Raw genomic sequence first — 15751 nt, forward strand, 5'->3', positions numbered from 1 at the left:
GTACCGGTGGCGCACCCGTCGTCGCGTCGATCGCGCGCAAGCTCGGTGCGCTCACGGTCGGCGTCGTGACGCGGCCGTTCTCGTTCGAGGGCAAGCGGCGCAGCAATCAGGCCGAGAACGGCATCCAGACGTTGCGGGAGAGCTGCGACACCCTGATCGTCATTCCCAACGATCGGCTGCTGCAGATGGGCGATGCCGCCGTATCGCTGATGGACGCGTTCCGCAGTGCCGACGAGGTGCTGCTCAACGGTGTTCAGGGCATCACCGATCTGATCACCACGCCCGGCTTGATCAATGTCGACTTCGCCGACGTCAAGGGCGTGATGAGCGGGGCCGGTACGGCGCTGATGGGCATCGGCTCGGCACGCGGCGACGGCCGGGCGCTCAAGGCCGCCGAGATCGCGATCAACTCACCGCTGCTGGAAGCGTCGATGGAGGGCGCGCAGGGCGTGCTGCTGTCGGTGGCCGGCGGCAGTGACCTCGGTCTGTTCGAGATCAACGAGGCCGCCTCGCTGGTGCAGGACGCCGCCCACCCCGAGGCCAACATCATCTTCGGCACCGTGATCGACGACTCGCTCGGCGACGAGGTGCGCGTGACGGTCATCGCCGCCGGTTTCGACAGCGCAGGCCCCAGCCGCAAGCCGGTGGTGAGCCCCAGCGCGGCCCAGACCCAGCCGATCGCCTCGGCGCGGGCCGGCAAGGTGACCACATCGCTGTTCGAGCCGACGGATGCGGCGAGCGTCCCGGCGCATACCAACGGTGCCACGGTCAGCGTCGGTGGCGACGGCGACGGCGGGATCTCCGACGACGATGTCGACGTGCCGCCGTTCATGCGGCACTGAACCGGACCCCGCGGCGGGTTCGGATACTGGGATCGTGAGTGTGCGTATTCGGCGGGTGACCACCACCCGCGCCGGCGGGGTATCGGCACCGCCCTTCGATTCGTTCAACCTCGGCGATCACGTCGGCGACAATCCGGCGGCCGTGGCCCAGAACCGGCGGCGGTTGGCCGCCGCCGTCGGCGCCGATGCGCTGGTGTGGATGAATCAGGTGCACAGCGATCATGTCGTCACCGTGGACGGCCCGCGTGACAGCGCGGTCGATAATGCCGACGCATTGGTGACGACCACGCCGCGTTTGGCATTGGTCGTCGTGACCGCCGATTGTGTGCCGGTATTAATGGGGGACGCCCGGGCCGGCGTGGTCGCGGCCGTGCACGCCGGACGTGTCGGGGCCCAGAAGGGCATCGTGGCGCGGACCCTGGAGGCGATGCTGGCCGCGGGCGCGCACACCGGGGACATCTCGGTGCTGCTCGGCCCCGCGGTGAGCGGTGCCAATTACGAGGTGCCCGAACAGATGGCGGCGGAGGTCGAGGCGGTGCTGCCGGGCTCGCGCACCACCACCGGCCGGGGCACGCCTGGCTTGGACCTCAGAGCCGGAATAGCCCGGCAATTAACGTCTTTGGGTGTGTCCGCGATCGACGTTGACCCGCGCTGCACGGTCGCCGACCGGGCCCTGTTCAGTCATCGCCGGGACGCGCCGACCGGGCGGCTGGCCAGTGTGGTGTGGATGGAGCCGGCCCGGTGACCGAAACCTGCAACCCGTTCCGAACGAGCCTGGAGTGACCTGAGATNGGCATCGACGTGAATGACTCCGGCCTGATCGATGAGATCTGTGGGTCAGCGAACTCCGCCGAGGCGCTGGAGTTCGTCGGCTTGATGGGAATTCCGCCGCTGGAATCGGATCCGGACGACGCTTTCGCGCGGTTGGCCGCCGAGCGCGACCGGGTGCAACGCGACTACCAGCACCGGCTCGGACTGTCGGCCGGAATGTCGGGAGATCTCGAAAGTGCGGTCAAACACGGATCGACGTGTGTGCGTGTCGGTACCGCGCTCATGGGGCAACGCCCGCTAACGTCACCCGAAGTAGTCACTCCAGTCACATCTTCATCACAGACACCACCACCCCCACCGTCCGCAGAAGGGTCGCCGCGATGAGCACACTGCATAAGGTCAAGGCCTACTTCGGCATGGCGCCGATGGAGGACTACGACGACGAGTACTACGAGGACGACGACCGCGGTGCTGCTCGTAGCTACGCCCGTCGCCCGCGTGACGAGCGATTCGAAGAGGACAGCTACGGCTACGACGGCCCCGAGTACGACGAGGGCCCGGCCTACCGCGGTGGCTACCCGGGTGGTTTCGCCGACGAGCAGCGGTTCGACGCCCGGATGCGCGGGCCCCGCGAATTCGACCGTCCGGCACCACGTCTCGGTGCGCTGGCCGGGTCGACCCGGGGCTCGCTGGCAATGGACCCGCGCCGGATGGCCGAACTCTTCGAGGCGGGCAGCCCGCTGTCGAAGATCACCACGCTGCGGCCCAAGGACTACAGCGAGGCCCGCACCATCGGCGAGCGGTTCCGGGACGGCACCCCGGTGATCATGGACCTGGTCTCGATGGACAACGCCGACGCCAAGCGGCTGGTCGACTTCGCCGCCGGCCTGGCGTTCGCGCTGCGCGGTTCGTTCGACAAGGTGGCCACCAAGGTGTTCCTGCTGTCGCCGGCCGACGTCGACGTGAGCGCCGAGCAGCGGCGCCGGATCGCCGAGGCCGGCTTCTACTCGTACCAGTAGTCCCGCGCCGGCCGCGGGCCCGCGCCGCCGCCGTCCGTACCCGATCGGCCAGTTAGGGCCCGGGTAGGCTGGCGGCGTCGCACTATCGGTTGACCACGTCGTCTGTGTGAGATGTGGCCGGCCTACGGCGACCTGTATCCAATGTCACACATCCCCGTTGTAGTGAGGTCGGCTCAGTTGTCGCTGTTCTTCGAAATTCTTGGTTTCGCGCTGTTCATCTTCTGGCTGCTGCTCATCGCGCGAGTGGTCGTCGAGTTCATCCGGTCCTTCAGCCGGGACTGGCATCCCAAGGGACTGACCGTCGTGGTGCTCGAGCTCATCATGACCGTGACCGACCCGCCGGTGAAGCTGCTGCGGCGGCTCATTCCCCAGCTCACGATAGGCGCGGTCCGGTTCGACCTGTCGATCATGGTGCTGCTGCTCGCGGCGTTCATCGGCATGCAGTTGGCGTTCAACGCCGCGATGTAGCGGGGCCGGTCGAGCCGGTGCGGCGGGGGGGGTCTCGGCGTTTTTCGGGCGGGGCCCAAAAGCGGAAAAAGATTTAAATTTTTTTTTTTAAAAAAGCCTCCCCTGCACCCGCCCGGGCTGGTGGGGCAGGGGGGAGTCCNGACGCCATGGTCAGCGATGCCCGTAAGACCGCCGAGACCACGGTCTCGGAAGCCCGGCAGCGTGCCGACGCCATGCTGGCCGATGCGCAGACCCGTTCGGAGACCCAGCTGCGTCAGGCCCAGGAGAAGGCCGACGCCCTGCAGGCCGATGCCGAGCGCAAGCACTCCGAGATCATGGGCACGATCAACCAGCAGCGCACGGTCCTGGAGGGCCGCCTGGAGCAGCTGCGTACGTTCGAGCGTGAGTACCGGACCCGACTGAAGACCTACCTGGAATCTCAGCTGGAAGAACTGGGCCAGCGTGGCTCGGCCGCTCCGGTGGACTCCAGCGCCAACAACGACTCGGCGGGTGGGTTCAGCCAGTTCAACCGCGGCAACAACTAACCGGCCAAGTCGGAATTAGTCGTCAGTCGTGAATCGGCCCGGTTTCGGGGCCACCACACTTAGGGTTGAACGATGTTGATCATTGCGCTCGTGCTTGCCGTCATCGGCCTCGCCGCGCTGGTGACCGCCGTGGTGACCAGCAATGAGTTGATCGCGTGGGTCTGTATCGGAGCCAGTGTGATCGGCGTGCTGCTGCTGATCGTGGACGCCGTGCGTGAGCGGTCACGCGGTACCGCCACCGGTGACGAGGCCGACGAGGCCGCCACCGGGGACGAGGCCCCCACCGAGGCGACCGAGGCGATCGATCAGCCCGTGGACTACCCGGAAGAGTTGGTCGCCGAGCCGGAGTCGGATGTCACCGTCGAGCCCGACGCGGCCGACCACGACGTCGAGCTCGACGATTCGACCGAGAAGTACAAGAACTAACCCTCGTCCGGTTCGGTGGTGGGCTGCACCAGCAGGCGGCGCACCTCGTCGTCACTGACCTGGTGGAAGTCCGCGAAGGCCTGTCCCACCGCCTCGAATTGAGGGGGAGTGCTGGCGCACACCACCTCGTCGGCCTCGTCGCTGAGTTCGTTGCCCAGGGTCGGCGGCCCGACCGGTACCGCCACCACGACCCGCCGGGCCGCCCGCACGGCCCGGACCGCGGCCAGCATGCTGGCCCCGGTGGCGATGCCGTCGTCGACCAGGATCACCGTCTTGCCCGCGAGTTCGGGAGCCGGACGATCTCCGCGATAGGCCTGCTCCCGGCGCGCGACCTCGGCGGTCTCACGCTTGATCGTCTCGGCGATCGTGTCGTCGTCGATGCCCAACTGCTTGACCAGGCCGTCGTTGATCACCAGTCCACCGCCTGAGGCGACCGCACCCATGGCGAGTTCCTGCCACTGCGGCACGCCCAGTTTCCGGACCACGAAGACGTCCAGCGGTGCGTGCAGCGCGGATGCCACTTCCCAGGCGATCGGTACCCCGCCGCGGGCCAGGCCCAGGACGAGCAGATCGGGTTGGCCTCGGTAGGACATCAGCTGCCGGGCCAGGACCTGGCCCGCCTCGCGGCGGTCCTGATAGATGCGTTCTGAGCTGGCTCGCAGACTCCAGGCATTCATGGCCGCTGTGACCGGCGCTGCAGGGAAACCGCCGGTTGATGTCAGCCTACGTCGATGGCACGGCCCGGACCACCCCGCGCAGGAACCCGTCGACCAGCGTGCGGAGTCGGGCCGCGGCGTCGTCGGCGAGTTCCGTTGTTTGCCTGCGCAATTCGTCGTGGCTGCGGCCGATCTCGGCAACCGAACCGTCGCGGTCCTGAGCCAACCAGATCTCCAGCAGGTCGGCGTCGAGTTCGGGGTGCAGCTGCAGGGCCAGGGCCGTACCCAGGACGAACGCCTGAGAGGCGTTCGCGGTACGGGCGATCTCGGTGGCACCGGGTGGCAGCGTCCACCGGTCGTAATGCCACTGGAACCACGGGCCGCCGGGAACCAACCGCTCGTCGTGTGTCGTCACCTCGTACCAGCCGATCTCGGGTGCGGGCGACCGGCTGACCGACCCGCCGAAGGCCTGCGCGATGAGCTGGCCGCCGAAGCACACACCCAACACGCCGACCCCGGCCTCGACGGCCCGGCGCACCATGTCCATCTCGGCTCCCACCCAGCTGTCGCGCAGGGTTTCGTCGTAGACCGGCCAGCGGGCGCCCAGCGGCACGATCACGTCGTAGTCGGTCGGATCGGGGAAGTCCACCACCGCGCCGGCCGGATCGTCCTCCCGCTCGGGCGGGACGACGTCGAGCGTGTCGATGTCGAAGCCGCATTCGGCGAACACGTCGCCAAGCATGGCCTCGGTGGCCGTGTGGTCATTACGCAGGAACAGCACCCTCGAACTCATGACGACATTATTTCGGCGCCGGATCACGGCCCGCATTTCAGGTCCAGTTTCTAGACCTTCATCTCGCCCGGTAGCGTCGTTCCGGTCGGCCGGTGCCGTACTGCAGCCGCAATTCCAGGGTTCCGGTGCTCAGATAGTGCTCCAGATAGCGCCGTGCGCTGACCCGCGAAATCCCTACCACCTTGGCGCACTCGGTCGCGGACACCTCGCCGGCGGCGCGCACCGCCTCCATGACCAGGCGACCGGTTTCGGCGCCGAGTCCCTTGGGCAGGACCGTGGCCGTGCCGCGGAACAACGCGTCGATCGTCGATTGGTCCGCGCCTCCGGCGGCCGCCAGGGCGTCGGCACGGGCGGCGAAGGCCACCAGTTTGGCCTGGAGTTGCTCGAAGTCGAACGGCTTGACCAGATAGTCGGCCGCGCCGCCGGCCAGTGCGCCCCGGACCGTGTCGAGTTCACGGGCCGCGGTGACCATGATGACGCCGACGTTGTCACCTGCGGAGCGCAGCCTCCGGAGCACTTCCAGCCCGGTCATGTCCGGCAGGTAGACATCCAGCAGGATCAGGTCCGGCCGTAGCTCGGCAGCGGCCGCCAGCGCATCGGTTCCGTTGCGCGCCACCGAAACCGGGCGAAAGCCGGCGACACGCTCGACGAATCGGCGATGAATCTCGGCCACCATGAAGTCGTCGTCGACCACCAGGACGTCACGCATGGGCAGGCAGCCTCACCACGAACAGGGCCCCGCCGCCGGGAGCGTCGGTGACCTCGACTTCGCCCCCGTGCTGGGCGGTCACCAGGCGCACCAGGGCCAGCCCGATGCCTCGGCCGCCGGGCACCGTGGCCTTGGAGGTGACACCGCGGGAGAAGATGGTCTCCCGCAGTTGCACCGGCACTCCGGGGCCGGAGTCCGATACCGCCAGCAGTAATCCGGCCGAATCGTCGATCCGCACCCGTACCCGGGCGCCTGCCGAGCCGACCGAGACGTCGACGGCGTTGTCGATCAGATTGCCCAGCAACGTGATCACGTCGGTGGCCAGCGCCGCATCCAGGGCGCCGAGATGGCTGTCGTCGGTCAGTTCGAGGGTGACGCCGCTCTCGGCGGCCAGTGAGGTCTTCGCGATCAGCAGGGCAGCCACCGCCGGATCGGAAACACGTTGGGTGACAGCCTCATTGATCTCGGCGCGACGTCGGGTCAGGGTCCCCACCAGGTCGCGTACCGCATCGAACTCGCCCAGCTGCGCCAGCCCGGAGATGGTGTGCAACTGGTTGGCGAACTCGTGGGTCTGGGCCCGCAGGGTGTCGGTGACACTGCGGTGTGAGGACAGTTGGGCCTGCAGTGCGGCGAGCTCGGTGCTGTCGCGCATGGTGGTCACCGTACCGATGCGCCGGCCCTGGCTGCGGGCGGCGCGTCGATTGAGCGCGAGCACGCGGGTCCTGGTGGTGATCACCACGTCGGACTCGTCGGCCTGAATTCCCCCTCCCGACAACAGGAATCTCTCGACGGCGGGCTCCAGACCGACCTCGTCGGCGCGATGTCCCACGGCCTCGGCGCTGATGCCGAGGAGATCGGAGGCGCTGTCGTTGATCACGGTGATGATGCCGTCGTTGTTGACCGCCACCACGCCCTCACGGATGCTGTGCAACAACGCTTCCCGGTGATCGGCCAGGCTGGCGATCTCGGCGAGGTCGAGGCCGCGGGTGTGGCGGTTGATCCGCCGCGACAGCAGCCACGATGCGAGCATGCCGAGTGTGGCGCCCAACCCGAGGTAGATCAGCAGCCGCTCGCCGGCGCCGCCCACCAACTCCCATACCGACGGATAGCGCTCGCTGACTGAGACGACGGCCAGCACCGTGCCGTCGGTGGCCAGGATGGGAACCTGCCCGACCAGGTGATGTGTGCCGTCGATGTCGGTGTCGCCGGACCAGGCGCGCCCGTCGTCGGCGCGGCTGGCGCCCAGGTCCAGCCGTTGTCCGATGCGGGCGGGATCCGACGACACCCGCACCATGCCCGCCGGATCGGTGATGTCGGCCAGGTCCGCGCCCGACAGTGCCACGGCGCGATCGACCTCTGGTGCGAGCACCTGTGCGGCGAACGGGTCGGCGTAGCGGTCGCGGACGATCGGGGTGGAGGCCACGTTCTCGGCGACGGCGATCATCCGCTGCCCGCGCACATCGCGGAACTCCCTGGTGGACTGCGCCACCGACACCGCGGCCACCGCGATCAGCACGACCGCGACCACCAGCAGTTGGAACACCAGGAAGCGCCCGGCCAGGCTGCCGTTGCGCAACAGTCGCGTTCGTGTCCGCGGCGAACGCGCCACGAGTGAACTCCCGGCCGATGAACTCAACGAACAAAACTTCCTTTGCGTCCGAATTGGTGACCTGCGTCACGTCTTGGGTCCAGTATTGCTGACCATGAGGTTTCGACGATTGTGCGCCGGGCTGATGGTGGCCGTGGTCGCACTGATGATGGTGACCGCGTGCGGGGTGACCCGGGGCGATGAGTCCCGCGGTCTGCACCGGCTGCGCATGATGGTGCCGAACAGCCCGGGCGGCGGCTACGACCTGACGGCGCGCACGGCGGTGAAGATCATGGAAGACACCGACATCACCGGGCGCGTCGAGGTGTTCAACGTCATCGGCGCCGGTGGCACCGTGGCGATGGCGCGGTTGATGAACGAAAAAGGCAACGACGACCTCATGATGATGATGGGGCTCGGCGTGGTGGGTGCGGTGTACACCAACGGCTCAACGGCCCGGGCATCCGATGCCACCGCCCTGGCCAAGATGGTGGAGGAGCAGGAAGGCATTCTGGTACCGGGGGATTCGCCGTACCGCACCATCGGCGATCTGGTGACGGCGTGGAAGGCCGATCCGGCGAAGGTCACCATCGGGGGCGGATCCTCACCCGGCGGGCCGGATCACCTCTTCCCGATGGAGACCGCGCGCGCCGTCGGGCTGGACCCGCGCAAGGTCAACTACATCACCTACGACGGCGGCGGCGATCTGCTGACGGCCCTGCTGGGCAAGAAGATCGCGGCAGGCACCACCGGACTCGGTGAGTTCGTCGACCAGATCGAGGCCGGGCAGGTCCGGGTGCTCGCGGTGTCGGGCAAGGAGCGGGTCGAGGGGATCGACGCGCCGACGCTGACCGAGGCCGGTATCGACCTGACCTTCACCAACTGGCGCGGAATTCTTGCGCCTCCGGGTATTTCGGGCGAGGCGAAGGACGCGATGGTGAAGGCCCTGACCGAGTTGCACGGCACCCAGCAGTGGCGCGACGCGCTGGTCAAGAACGGCTGGAGTGACGCGTTCAGCACCGGGGCGGAGTTCGAGCAGTTCCTGCGTGACCAGGACAACCGCGTCTCGGAGACGCTGAACGAATTGGGGTTGTTGTGAAGGTCGACAAGGCTCAGTATCTGGTCTGCGTGGTGCTGGTGGCCGTCGGTGGCTTCCTGATCTTCGACGCGCTCACCCTGACCGGGACGTTCGCCAAGGTGGATCCGGTGGGGCCCCGTGCCTTTCCGCTGTGGATCGGGATCATCCTGGTCGCACTCGCGGTCATCCTGGCGGTCGCGATCCCGCGCGGTTCGGTCGGGGAGGCCGATGCGGGTGAGGACGTCGATCCGAACTCGCCGGGGGACTGGCGCACGGTCGGACTGCTGGTCGGCCTGTTCGTGTTGGTGATCCTTCTGGTCAAGCCGCTGGGCTGGGCCATCACCGGGGCACTGCTGTTCGCCGGGGCGGCAACGATTCTCGGCAACCGGCACTACATCCGAAATGTCGCGATCGGGGCGGTGCTCTCGGTCGCCAGCTTCTATGCGTTCTACTCCGGGCTCGGAATCCCGCTGCCCGCAGGCATTCTGGACGGGATTCTGTAGATGGAAAACTTCGACTGGCTGCTTCAGGGATTCGCCGAGGCGGCGACCCCGATGAATCTGCTGTATGCCGTGATCGGTGTACTGCTCGGCACCGCGGTGGGCGTGCTGCCGGGCATCGGACCGGCGATGACGGTGGCGCTGCTGCTACCGGTGACCTACAACGTCAGCCCGAGTGCGGCCTTCATCATGTTCGCCGGGATCTTCTACGGCGGGATGTACGGCGGTTCGACCACCTCGATTCTGCTGAACACCCCGGGCGAATCCTCGTCGGTGATCACCGCGATCGAGGGCAACAAGATGGCCAAGGCCGGCCGGGCGGCCCAGGCGCTGGCCACGGCGGCCATCGGCTCGTTCGTCGCGGGGGCGATCGGCACCGCACTACTGGCCGCCTTCGCGCCGGCGATCTCGCGGTTCGCGGTGACCCTCGGTGCACCGTCCTACCTGGCCATCATGCTGTTCGCCCTGGTGGCGGTCACCGCGGTGCTCGGCTCGTCGAAGCTGCGGGGTGCGATCTCGCTGTTCCTCGGGCTGGCCATCGGCGTGGTCGGCATCGACTTCATGACCGGCCAGCCGCGTGCCACCTTTGGGCTGCCTCAGCTGTCCGACGGTATCGACATCGTGGTGATCGCGGTGGCGATCTTCGCGCTCGGCGAGGCGCTCTGGGTGGCCGCACATCTGCGGCGGCGGCCCGCCGATGTGATCCCGGTGGGCCGGCCGTGGATGAGCCGTCAGGATTTCTCCCGGTCCTGGAAGCCGTGGCTACGCGGTACCGCCTACGGATTCCCGTTCGGCGCACTACCGGCCGGCGGCGCCGAACTGCCGACGTTCCTGTCGTACATCACCGAGAAGCGGCTCTCCAAACATCCCGAGGAGTTCGGCAAGGGTGCGATCGAAGGTGTCGCGGGGCCGGAGGCGGCCAACAACGCATCGGCGGCGGGCACCCTGGTGCCGATGCTGTCGCTCGGCCTGCCCACCAACGCCACCGCGGCGGTGATGCTGACAGCGTTCGTGTCCTACGGAATTCAGCCCGGCCCAACTCTTTTCGAGAAAGAGCCGCTGCTGATCTGGACGCTGATCGCCAGCCTGTTCATCGGCAACTTCCTGCTGCTGGTGCTCAACCTGCCGCTGGCGCCGCTGTGGGCCAAGCTGCTGCGCACGCCGAGGCCCTACCTCTACGCCGGCATCCTGTTCTTCGCCACCCTCGGGGCGCTCGCCGTCAACGTCCAGCCGCTGGATCTGGCGCTGCTGCTGGTGTTCGGGTTGCTCGGTTTGATGATGCGCCGCTTCGGATTACCGGTGCTGCCGTTGATCATCGGGGTGATCCTCGGGCCGCGCATCGAACGCCAACTTCGCCAGAGCCTGCAACTCGGCGGCGGTGACTGGACGAGCCTGTTCACCGAGCCCGTCGCGATCGTCACGTACGTGCTCATGGCGATCCTGTTGTTGATGCCGTTGATCCTCAAACTGATGCACCGTAGCGAGGAGACCTTGCTGATCGTCGAGGACGATGCGGACCAGCGGGAGAAGGCGGCCCAATCGTGACCCACCAGCGCCTGCGCGAGGAGAATCGATGATTGTCATCGGATACACCGCGGACGCCTTCGGCGCCGCCGCCATCGAACACGGCATCGCCGAGGCCAAGCTTCGCGGCACCGGCCTGCTGGTGATCAACTCGACGTCGGGTGAGGCCTACGTCGATGCCCGCTTCGCCCGTGCCGGGCAGATCCACGATGTCGAGGAACGGCTGCGGGAGTGCGGGGTCCCGTTCGAATTGCGCCAGCCGGTCGGCGTCGACGCGGCCACCGAACTGCTCGACGCGATGGACGGCGCCGACGCCGAGTTGCTGGTGATCGGTATCCGGCACCGCAGCCCGGTGGGCAAGCTGTTGCTGGGCAGCGTGTCGCAGCAACTACTGCTGGAATGCCCCAAACCGGTGCTGGCGGTCAAGCCAGAGCATCCCTGAACAGGTTCTGAACAGGGGTTATCGTCCTCACTGCGGTGTCCGCGCCCCTGTGAGGACGAGTTTTCGTGGCGATAACGCGGCCGGAAAGATCCGACAACACCCTCACCACACGATGTGGGCATGGCGGATGGCGCGACCGCGGGCGTAGGCCCGGGCACGACACAGCGGACGGCGTGTTCGTACTGTGGCGTCGGCTGCGGCATCGAGGTCACCACCAGCGACGATGACGGTCGCACGGTCATCGCCCGGGTCAGTGGCGACAAGCTGCATCCCACCAATTTCGGCCGGCTGTGCACCAAGGGCGCCATGCATGCGGAGATGATGGCCGCCGACGACGATCGGCTCAGGTCGGCTTTGCTGCGGCCGACCCGGGACGACGAGCTGCTGCCGATCCCGGTCGACGACGCGGTGGCCGAGGCGGGGCGCCGGTTGCGAGCCATCATCGACGAGCACGGGCCGGATGCCGTCGCCCTCTACGTGTCCGGCCAGATGACGCTGGAGGCCCAGTACCTGGCCACCAAGCTGGCCAAGGGCTTCCTGCGCACCGTGCACATCGAATCGAACTCACGGTTGTGCATGGCCAGCGCCGGTACCGGGTTCAAGCAGTCACTCGGCGCCGACGGTCCGCCCGGTTCCTACACCGACTTCGATCGGGCCGACCTGTTCTTCGTCACCGGCGCGAACATGGCCGACTGTCATCCGATCCTGTTCCTGCGGATGGCCGACCGGCTCAAGGCGGGCGCCAAACTGATCGTGGTGGATCCGCGGCGTACCGCAACCGCCGAACGCGCCGACCTGTTCTTGCAGATCAGACCGGGGACAGATCTGGCGCTGCTCAACGGCCTGCTGCACCTGCTCGTGCTGACGGGCGACATCGATCAGCAGTTCATCGCCGAACACACCACGGGGTGGGAGGCGATGCCGGAATTTCTGGCCGATTACCCGCCGGACCGCGTCGCCGAGATCACGGGTATCGCCGAAGCCGACATCCGGACCGCGGCCGCGATGATTGCCGAGGCCGGGGAATGGATGAGCTGCTGGACGATGGGGCTCAACCAGAGCACGCACGGGACGTGGAACACCAACGCGATCTGCAATCTCCATCTGGCCACCGGCGCGATCTGCCGTCCGGGTAGTGGTCCGATGTCGTTGACCGGTCAGCCCAATGCCATGGGCGGGCGCGAAATGGGTTACATGGGGCCGGGTCTGCCCGGCCAGCGGACCGTGCTCGCCGCCGAGGAGCGGGCCTTCGTGGAGACCCAGTGGGGCCTGGCTCCGGGCACCATCCGCTCCGAGGTGGGCCCGGGGACCATCGGCATGTTCGAGCAGATGGCCGCGGGCGATATCAAAGCCTGCTGGATCATCTGCACCAATCCGGTTGCGAGCGTGGCCAACCGCAAGACGGTGATCAACGGACTGGAAGCCGCCGAGCTGGTGATCGTGCAGGACGCGTACCGCGAAACGGCCACCAATCACTATGCCGACATCCTGCTCCCTGCCGCGCTGTGGGCGGAATCCGAAGGCGTCATGGTCAATTCGGAGCGCAACCTGACGCTGCTGTCGCCCTCGGTCGCTCCGCTGGGCCAGGCCAGGCCGGACTGGCAACTGATCTGCGATGTCGCCGCCCAGCTCGGTTACGCCGAGCATTTCGGCTACTCATCGGCGGAGGAGATCTTCGCCGAGATCCGCCGCTTCGCCAACCCGAAGACCGGCTACGACCTGCGCGGCGCGAGTTACCCGCGGCTGCGGCAGACACCGTTGCAGTGGCCGGTTCCGCCGGCCGATGCGCCCGGCGGTGAGGACGACCGTCATCCCATCCGGTATCTCAACGACGGCGTGAGCCAGGAGGAGTTCGTCGACGCCGACGGACACCGCCCTCGGCTGGCCTTCCCGACACCGTCGCGGCGCGCGGCGTTCCACCCCCGGCCGCACATGGATGCTGCCGAACTACCGGATGACGACTATCCCATGGTGCTCAATACCGGTCGGCTGCAACATCAATGGCACACCCTGACCAAGACCGGCAAGGTAGACCGGCTCAACAAGCTCAACCCGGCCCCGTTCGTCGAGATTCATCCGGTGGACGCGCTGGAGCTCGACATCGTCGAAGGCCAGCCGGTCGAGCTCACGTCGCGGCGCGGTCGCGCGGTGCTGCCCGCCGCGCTGTCGGATCGGGTGCGGCCCGGCACCTGTTTCGCACCGTTTCACTGGAACGACGAACACGGCGAGTACCTCACCGTCAACGCGGTGACCAACGATGCCGTCGACCCGGATTCGCTGCAGCCGGAGTTCAAGGTGTGCGCGGTGAGTCTGCGCCCCGCGCGTTCGGTCGACGGTGCGCCCGCGGTGCGTCCGCTGGCGGCTGACATCGGCCTGGCCGCGGTACGCAAGCCGACCATGAACCAGGACGAGAAAACCTATCTGGCCGGCTTTTTCACCGGCCTGCCGGAGTATCCCGTCGGGGTACCGGTGTTGCCGGACACGGCGCCGGTCAGCGCCACGGTGCGGCTGTGGGTCAACGGCGTGCTGGCCGGGCAGTACTCGCGAACCGGTGATCTCGACCGGTCGGCGCCCGGCGGCCCACTGGTCCTGTGGGCCTCCCAGACCGGCACGGCCGAGGAATTCGCGGCCGGGGTGGCCGGCCGCATCGCCGGGGCCTCACTGGTCAACATGGACGACGTCGCACCCGACGATCTCGCGGCCGCGCGGGACGTCCTGCTGGTCACCAGCACGTTCGGCGATGGTGGCCCACCGGACAACGGCACCGAGTTCTGGAACCGGCTGCAGGCATCCGATGCCCCGCAGCTGCACGGGATTCGGTATGCGGTGCTGGGTATCGGCGACCGGTCCTACGACAACTTCTGCGGGCACGCCAAATCCCTCGACCGCCGGCTGACGGATCTGGGGGCCACCAAGCTGCTCGACCGGGCCGAGTGTGAGGCCCATGACGATGAGCCGTTGCGGCGCTGGGCCGATGCGGTCGCCGAGGCCCTCACCGGCGCCGTGGCCACCCCCGCCGTCATCGGTGGCGGCATTCGCACCGTTCTGCCCACCGAGCCCGACGAATTCACCAGGGCCAAACCGATTCTGGCCACGTTGACCCGCAACGACGTGCTGACCAACCCGGGTTCGGTCAAGGAGGTGCGCCGCTTCGGATTCGACGTCTCCGATTACGACGTCAGCTACGGCGTCGGTGACTCGCTCGGCGTCTACGCCAGCAACGACCCGGCGGTGGTGGACGTCTGGCTGGCGGCCACCGCGCTGGACCCGGACCATGTGATCGAGGTCGACGGCGTCGAACAGTCGCTGCGTGACGCGCTCATCTCGTCCTACGACATCTGCCGCGTGACCCCGGATCTGTTGCGGTTCGTCGCGGAGTCGTGCCCGGACCGCTCGGCGGCCAAGATCCTGCGCAGTTCCGGTGAGCGGCGTAGCAATTGGCTGCGTCACCGTAACGGCCTCGACATCGTGACGGAGTTCGCGGTGCGCGCCGAACCCGAGCAGTGGCAGGAGGTCCTGGTCCGGCTCACCCCACGCCAGTACTCGATCTCGTCGAGCCCGCTGGTCAGTCCGCACGAGATCGAGCTGACGGTGTCGGTGGTGCGCTACCGCGGGGCCGGCGGGGCGGCGCGGGCCGGTGTGTGCTCGACATTCCTCGCCGACCGGGCGGCCGCCGCACCGGTCTTCCTGCAGCGCTCACCGCACTTCCGCCCGCCCGAGGAAGCGGACGTCCCGATGATCATGGTCGGCCCGGGCACCGGCGTCGCCCCGTTCCGGGGATTTCTCCAGGAGCGCCGGGCGCTCGGCCACGGCGGCCGGAACTGGCTGTTCTTCGGCGATCAGCACCGGAACCAGAACTTCTACTATCGCGACGAGTTTGAGCAGATGGCTGCCGATGGGTTCTTGAGCCGGCTGGACCTGGCGTTCTCGCGCGATCAGGCCGAGCGGGTGTACGTGCAGCACAAGATGATCGATCACGGCGCAGACATGTGGCGCTGGCTGCAGGACGGCGCACATTTCTACGTCTGTGGCGACGCCGCCCGGATGGCCAAGGACGTCGACGCCGCGCTGAGCACGATCCTGCGCACCCACGGCCGCATGTCCGACGACGAGGCGCACGATTACAAGCGGGAACTGGTGGCCGCGAAGCGGTACGTGCGTGACGTCTACTGAGTCAGATCGCTCCAGACGATCTTGGCGAGCTCGTCACGGTCGGCCACGCCGAGCTTGATGCAGGCCCGGTAGATGTGGCCCTCGACGGTGCGGACGGAGACCGTCAGGCGTTCGGCGATCTCCCGGTTGGACAACCCCTGGGCGACCAATCCGGCCACCTCGCGCTCGCGCGCGGTCACCGGCAGCGGGCGGGCCGCCGATCGGATCGCNCGGCCGGGTTGCCCACCCCGGCATACGC

15 protein-coding genes and 1 pseudogene are annotated in these 15751 nt (G+C 67.7%); 11 read left to right on the forward strand and 5 right to left on the reverse strand.

Annotation, left to right across the window (positions count from 1 at the left end):
- The 6 genes and pseudogenes from BN4332_RS07520 to BN4332_RS07550 all read left to right on the forward strand — a co-directional run.
- The coding region (locus BN4332_RS07520; RefSeq protein WP_066897881.1) for a cell division protein FtsZ at positions 1-842 on the forward strand (842 nt) is incomplete at its 5' end.
- 34 nt (positions 843-876) lie between these two features.
- Entirely contained in the window at positions 877-1587 is a 711-nt protein-coding gene (gene pgeF / locus BN4332_RS07525; RefSeq protein WP_096866851.1) for a peptidoglycan editing factor PgeF, read from the forward strand.
- A 406-nt stretch (positions 1588-1993) separates the two neighbouring features.
- On the forward strand, positions 1994-2632 hold the full coding sequence (locus BN4332_RS07535) for a cell division protein SepF (RefSeq protein WP_066897883.1): 639 nt from the start codon (positions 1994-1996) through the stop codon (positions 2630-2632).
- 177 nt (positions 2633-2809) lie between these two features.
- A complete protein-coding gene (locus BN4332_RS07540) occupies positions 2810-3100 on the forward strand; it encodes a YggT family protein (protein ID WP_036449468.1) in 291 nt (96 codons plus the stop codon).
- Between the two features lie 125 nt (positions 3101-3225).
- Positions 3226-3624, forward strand: a pseudogene (locus BN4332_RS07545) (cell wall synthesis protein); the annotation flags it as partial.
- A gap of 72 nt (positions 3625-3696) precedes the next feature.
- A complete protein-coding gene (locus BN4332_RS07550; RefSeq protein ID WP_066897884.1) occupies positions 3697-4050 on the forward strand; it encodes a hypothetical protein in 354 nt (117 codons plus the stop codon).
- Here the strand turns inward: BN4332_RS07550 and BN4332_RS07555 are convergent.
- The 4 genes from BN4332_RS07555 to BN4332_RS07570 are packed head-to-tail and all read right to left on the reverse strand — an operon-like array spanning position 4047 to position 7817.
- Positions 4047-4727 carry a phosphoribosyltransferase gene (locus BN4332_RS07555; RefSeq protein ID WP_066897885.1) on the reverse strand — a complete coding sequence of 227 codons (681 nt, stop codon included), beginning with the start codon at positions 4725-4727 and terminating at the stop codon, positions 4047-4049. The two genes, BN4332_RS07550 and BN4332_RS07555, sit on opposite strands and share 4 nt — an antisense overlap.
- A 46-nt stretch (positions 4728-4773) precedes the next feature.
- The gene (locus BN4332_RS07560; RefSeq protein ID WP_066897886.1) at positions 4774-5499 is read right to left on the reverse strand and encodes a type 1 glutamine amidotransferase; all 726 of its coding nucleotides are present in this window, start codon (positions 5497-5499) and stop codon (positions 4774-4776) included.
- Positions 5500-5557: 58 nt separating this feature from the next.
- Positions 5558-6208, reverse strand: coding sequence for a response regulator (locus BN4332_RS07565; RefSeq protein ID WP_066897887.1), 651 nt, complete (start codon positions 6206-6208; stop codon positions 5558-5560).
- A complete protein-coding gene (locus BN4332_RS07570) occupies positions 6201-7817 on the reverse strand; it encodes a sensor histidine kinase (protein WP_066897888.1) in 1617 nt (538 codons plus the stop codon). Before BN4332_RS07570 ends, BN4332_RS07565 begins: the two co-directional genes overlap by 8 nt.
- 94 nt (positions 7818-7911) lie before the next feature.
- Here BN4332_RS07570 and BN4332_RS07575 point away from each other — a divergent pair, with 94 nt between their 5' ends.
- The 5 genes from BN4332_RS07575 (at position 7912) to BN4332_RS07595 (ending at position 15513) form a co-directional block, all read left to right on the forward strand.
- Positions 7912-8895: a Bug family tripartite tricarboxylate transporter substrate binding protein gene (locus tag BN4332_RS07575; protein WP_066897976.1), complete on the forward strand. Its 984-nt coding sequence runs from the start codon at positions 7912-7914 to the stop codon at positions 8893-8895.
- Positions 8892-9377, forward strand: a complete 486-nt coding sequence (locus tag BN4332_RS07580) for a tripartite tricarboxylate transporter TctB family protein (RefSeq protein ID WP_200820277.1) — start codon at positions 8892-8894, stop codon at positions 9375-9377. Before BN4332_RS07575 ends, BN4332_RS07580 begins: the two co-directional genes overlap by 4 nt.
- Positions 9378-10919 (forward strand): tripartite tricarboxylate transporter permease, encoded by a 1542-nt coding sequence (locus BN4332_RS07585; RefSeq protein WP_066897890.1) that lies wholly within the window; start codon positions 9378-9380, stop codon positions 10917-10919.
- A 28-nt stretch (positions 10920-10947) separates the two neighbouring features.
- Positions 10948-11340, forward strand: coding sequence for a universal stress protein (locus BN4332_RS07590; protein ID WP_066897891.1), 393 nt, complete (start codon positions 10948-10950; stop codon positions 11338-11340).
- A gap of 120 nt (positions 11341-11460) precedes the next feature.
- Complete coding sequence (locus tag BN4332_RS07595; RefSeq protein ID WP_066897892.1) at positions 11461-15513, forward strand: bifunctional nitrate reductase/sulfite reductase flavoprotein subunit alpha; 4053 nt, start codon at positions 11461-11463, stop codon at positions 15511-15513.
- On the opposite strand, the gene BN4332_RS35395 is transcribed toward BN4332_RS07595, so the two are convergent.
- Positions 15507-15692, reverse strand: coding sequence for a response regulator transcription factor (locus BN4332_RS35395; protein ID WP_435405154.1), 186 nt, complete (start codon positions 15690-15692; stop codon positions 15507-15509). The genes BN4332_RS07595 and BN4332_RS35395 overlap by 7 nt on opposite strands.
- Between the last annotated feature and the right edge of the window lie 59 nt (positions 15693-15751).

It is taken from the genome of Mycolicibacterium houstonense (genome assembly GCF_900078665.2).
GTDB classification, from domain to species: Bacteria; Actinomycetota; Actinomycetes; order Mycobacteriales; family Mycobacteriaceae; genus Mycobacterium; species Mycobacterium houstonense.

Coding starts and splice junctions, on each gene's coding strand:
- BN4332_RS07535 (WP_066897883.1), top strand. CDS start 1,994: ATGAGCACACTGCATAAGGTCAAGGCCTACTTCGGCATGGCGCCGATG.
- BN4332_RS07595 (WP_066897892.1), top strand. CDS start 11,461: ATGGCGGATGGCGCGACCGCGGGCGTAGGCCCGGGCACGACACAGCGG.
- BN4332_RS07565 (WP_066897887.1), bottom strand. CDS start 6,208: ATGCGTGACGTCCTGGTGGTCGACGACGACTTCATGGTGGCCGAGATT.
- BN4332_RS07590 (WP_066897891.1), top strand. CDS start 10,948: ATGATTGTCATCGGATACACCGCGGACGCCTTCGGCGCCGCCGCCATC.
- BN4332_RS07575 (WP_066897976.1), top strand. CDS start 7,912: ATGAGGTTTCGACGATTGTGCGCCGGGCTGATGGTGGCCGTGGTCGCA.
- BN4332_RS07550 (WP_066897884.1), top strand. CDS start 3,697: ATGTTGATCATTGCGCTCGTGCTTGCCGTCATCGGCCTCGCCGCGCTG.
- BN4332_RS07555 (WP_066897885.1), bottom strand. CDS start 4,727: ATGAATGCCTGGAGTCTGCGAGCCAGCTCAGAACGCATCTATCAGGAC.
- BN4332_RS07560 (WP_066897886.1), bottom strand. CDS start 5,499: ATGAGTTCGAGGGTGCTGTTCCTGCGTAATGACCACACGGCCACCGAG.
- BN4332_RS07585 (WP_066897890.1), top strand. CDS start 9,378: ATGGAAAACTTCGACTGGCTGCTTCAGGGATTCGCCGAGGCGGCGACC.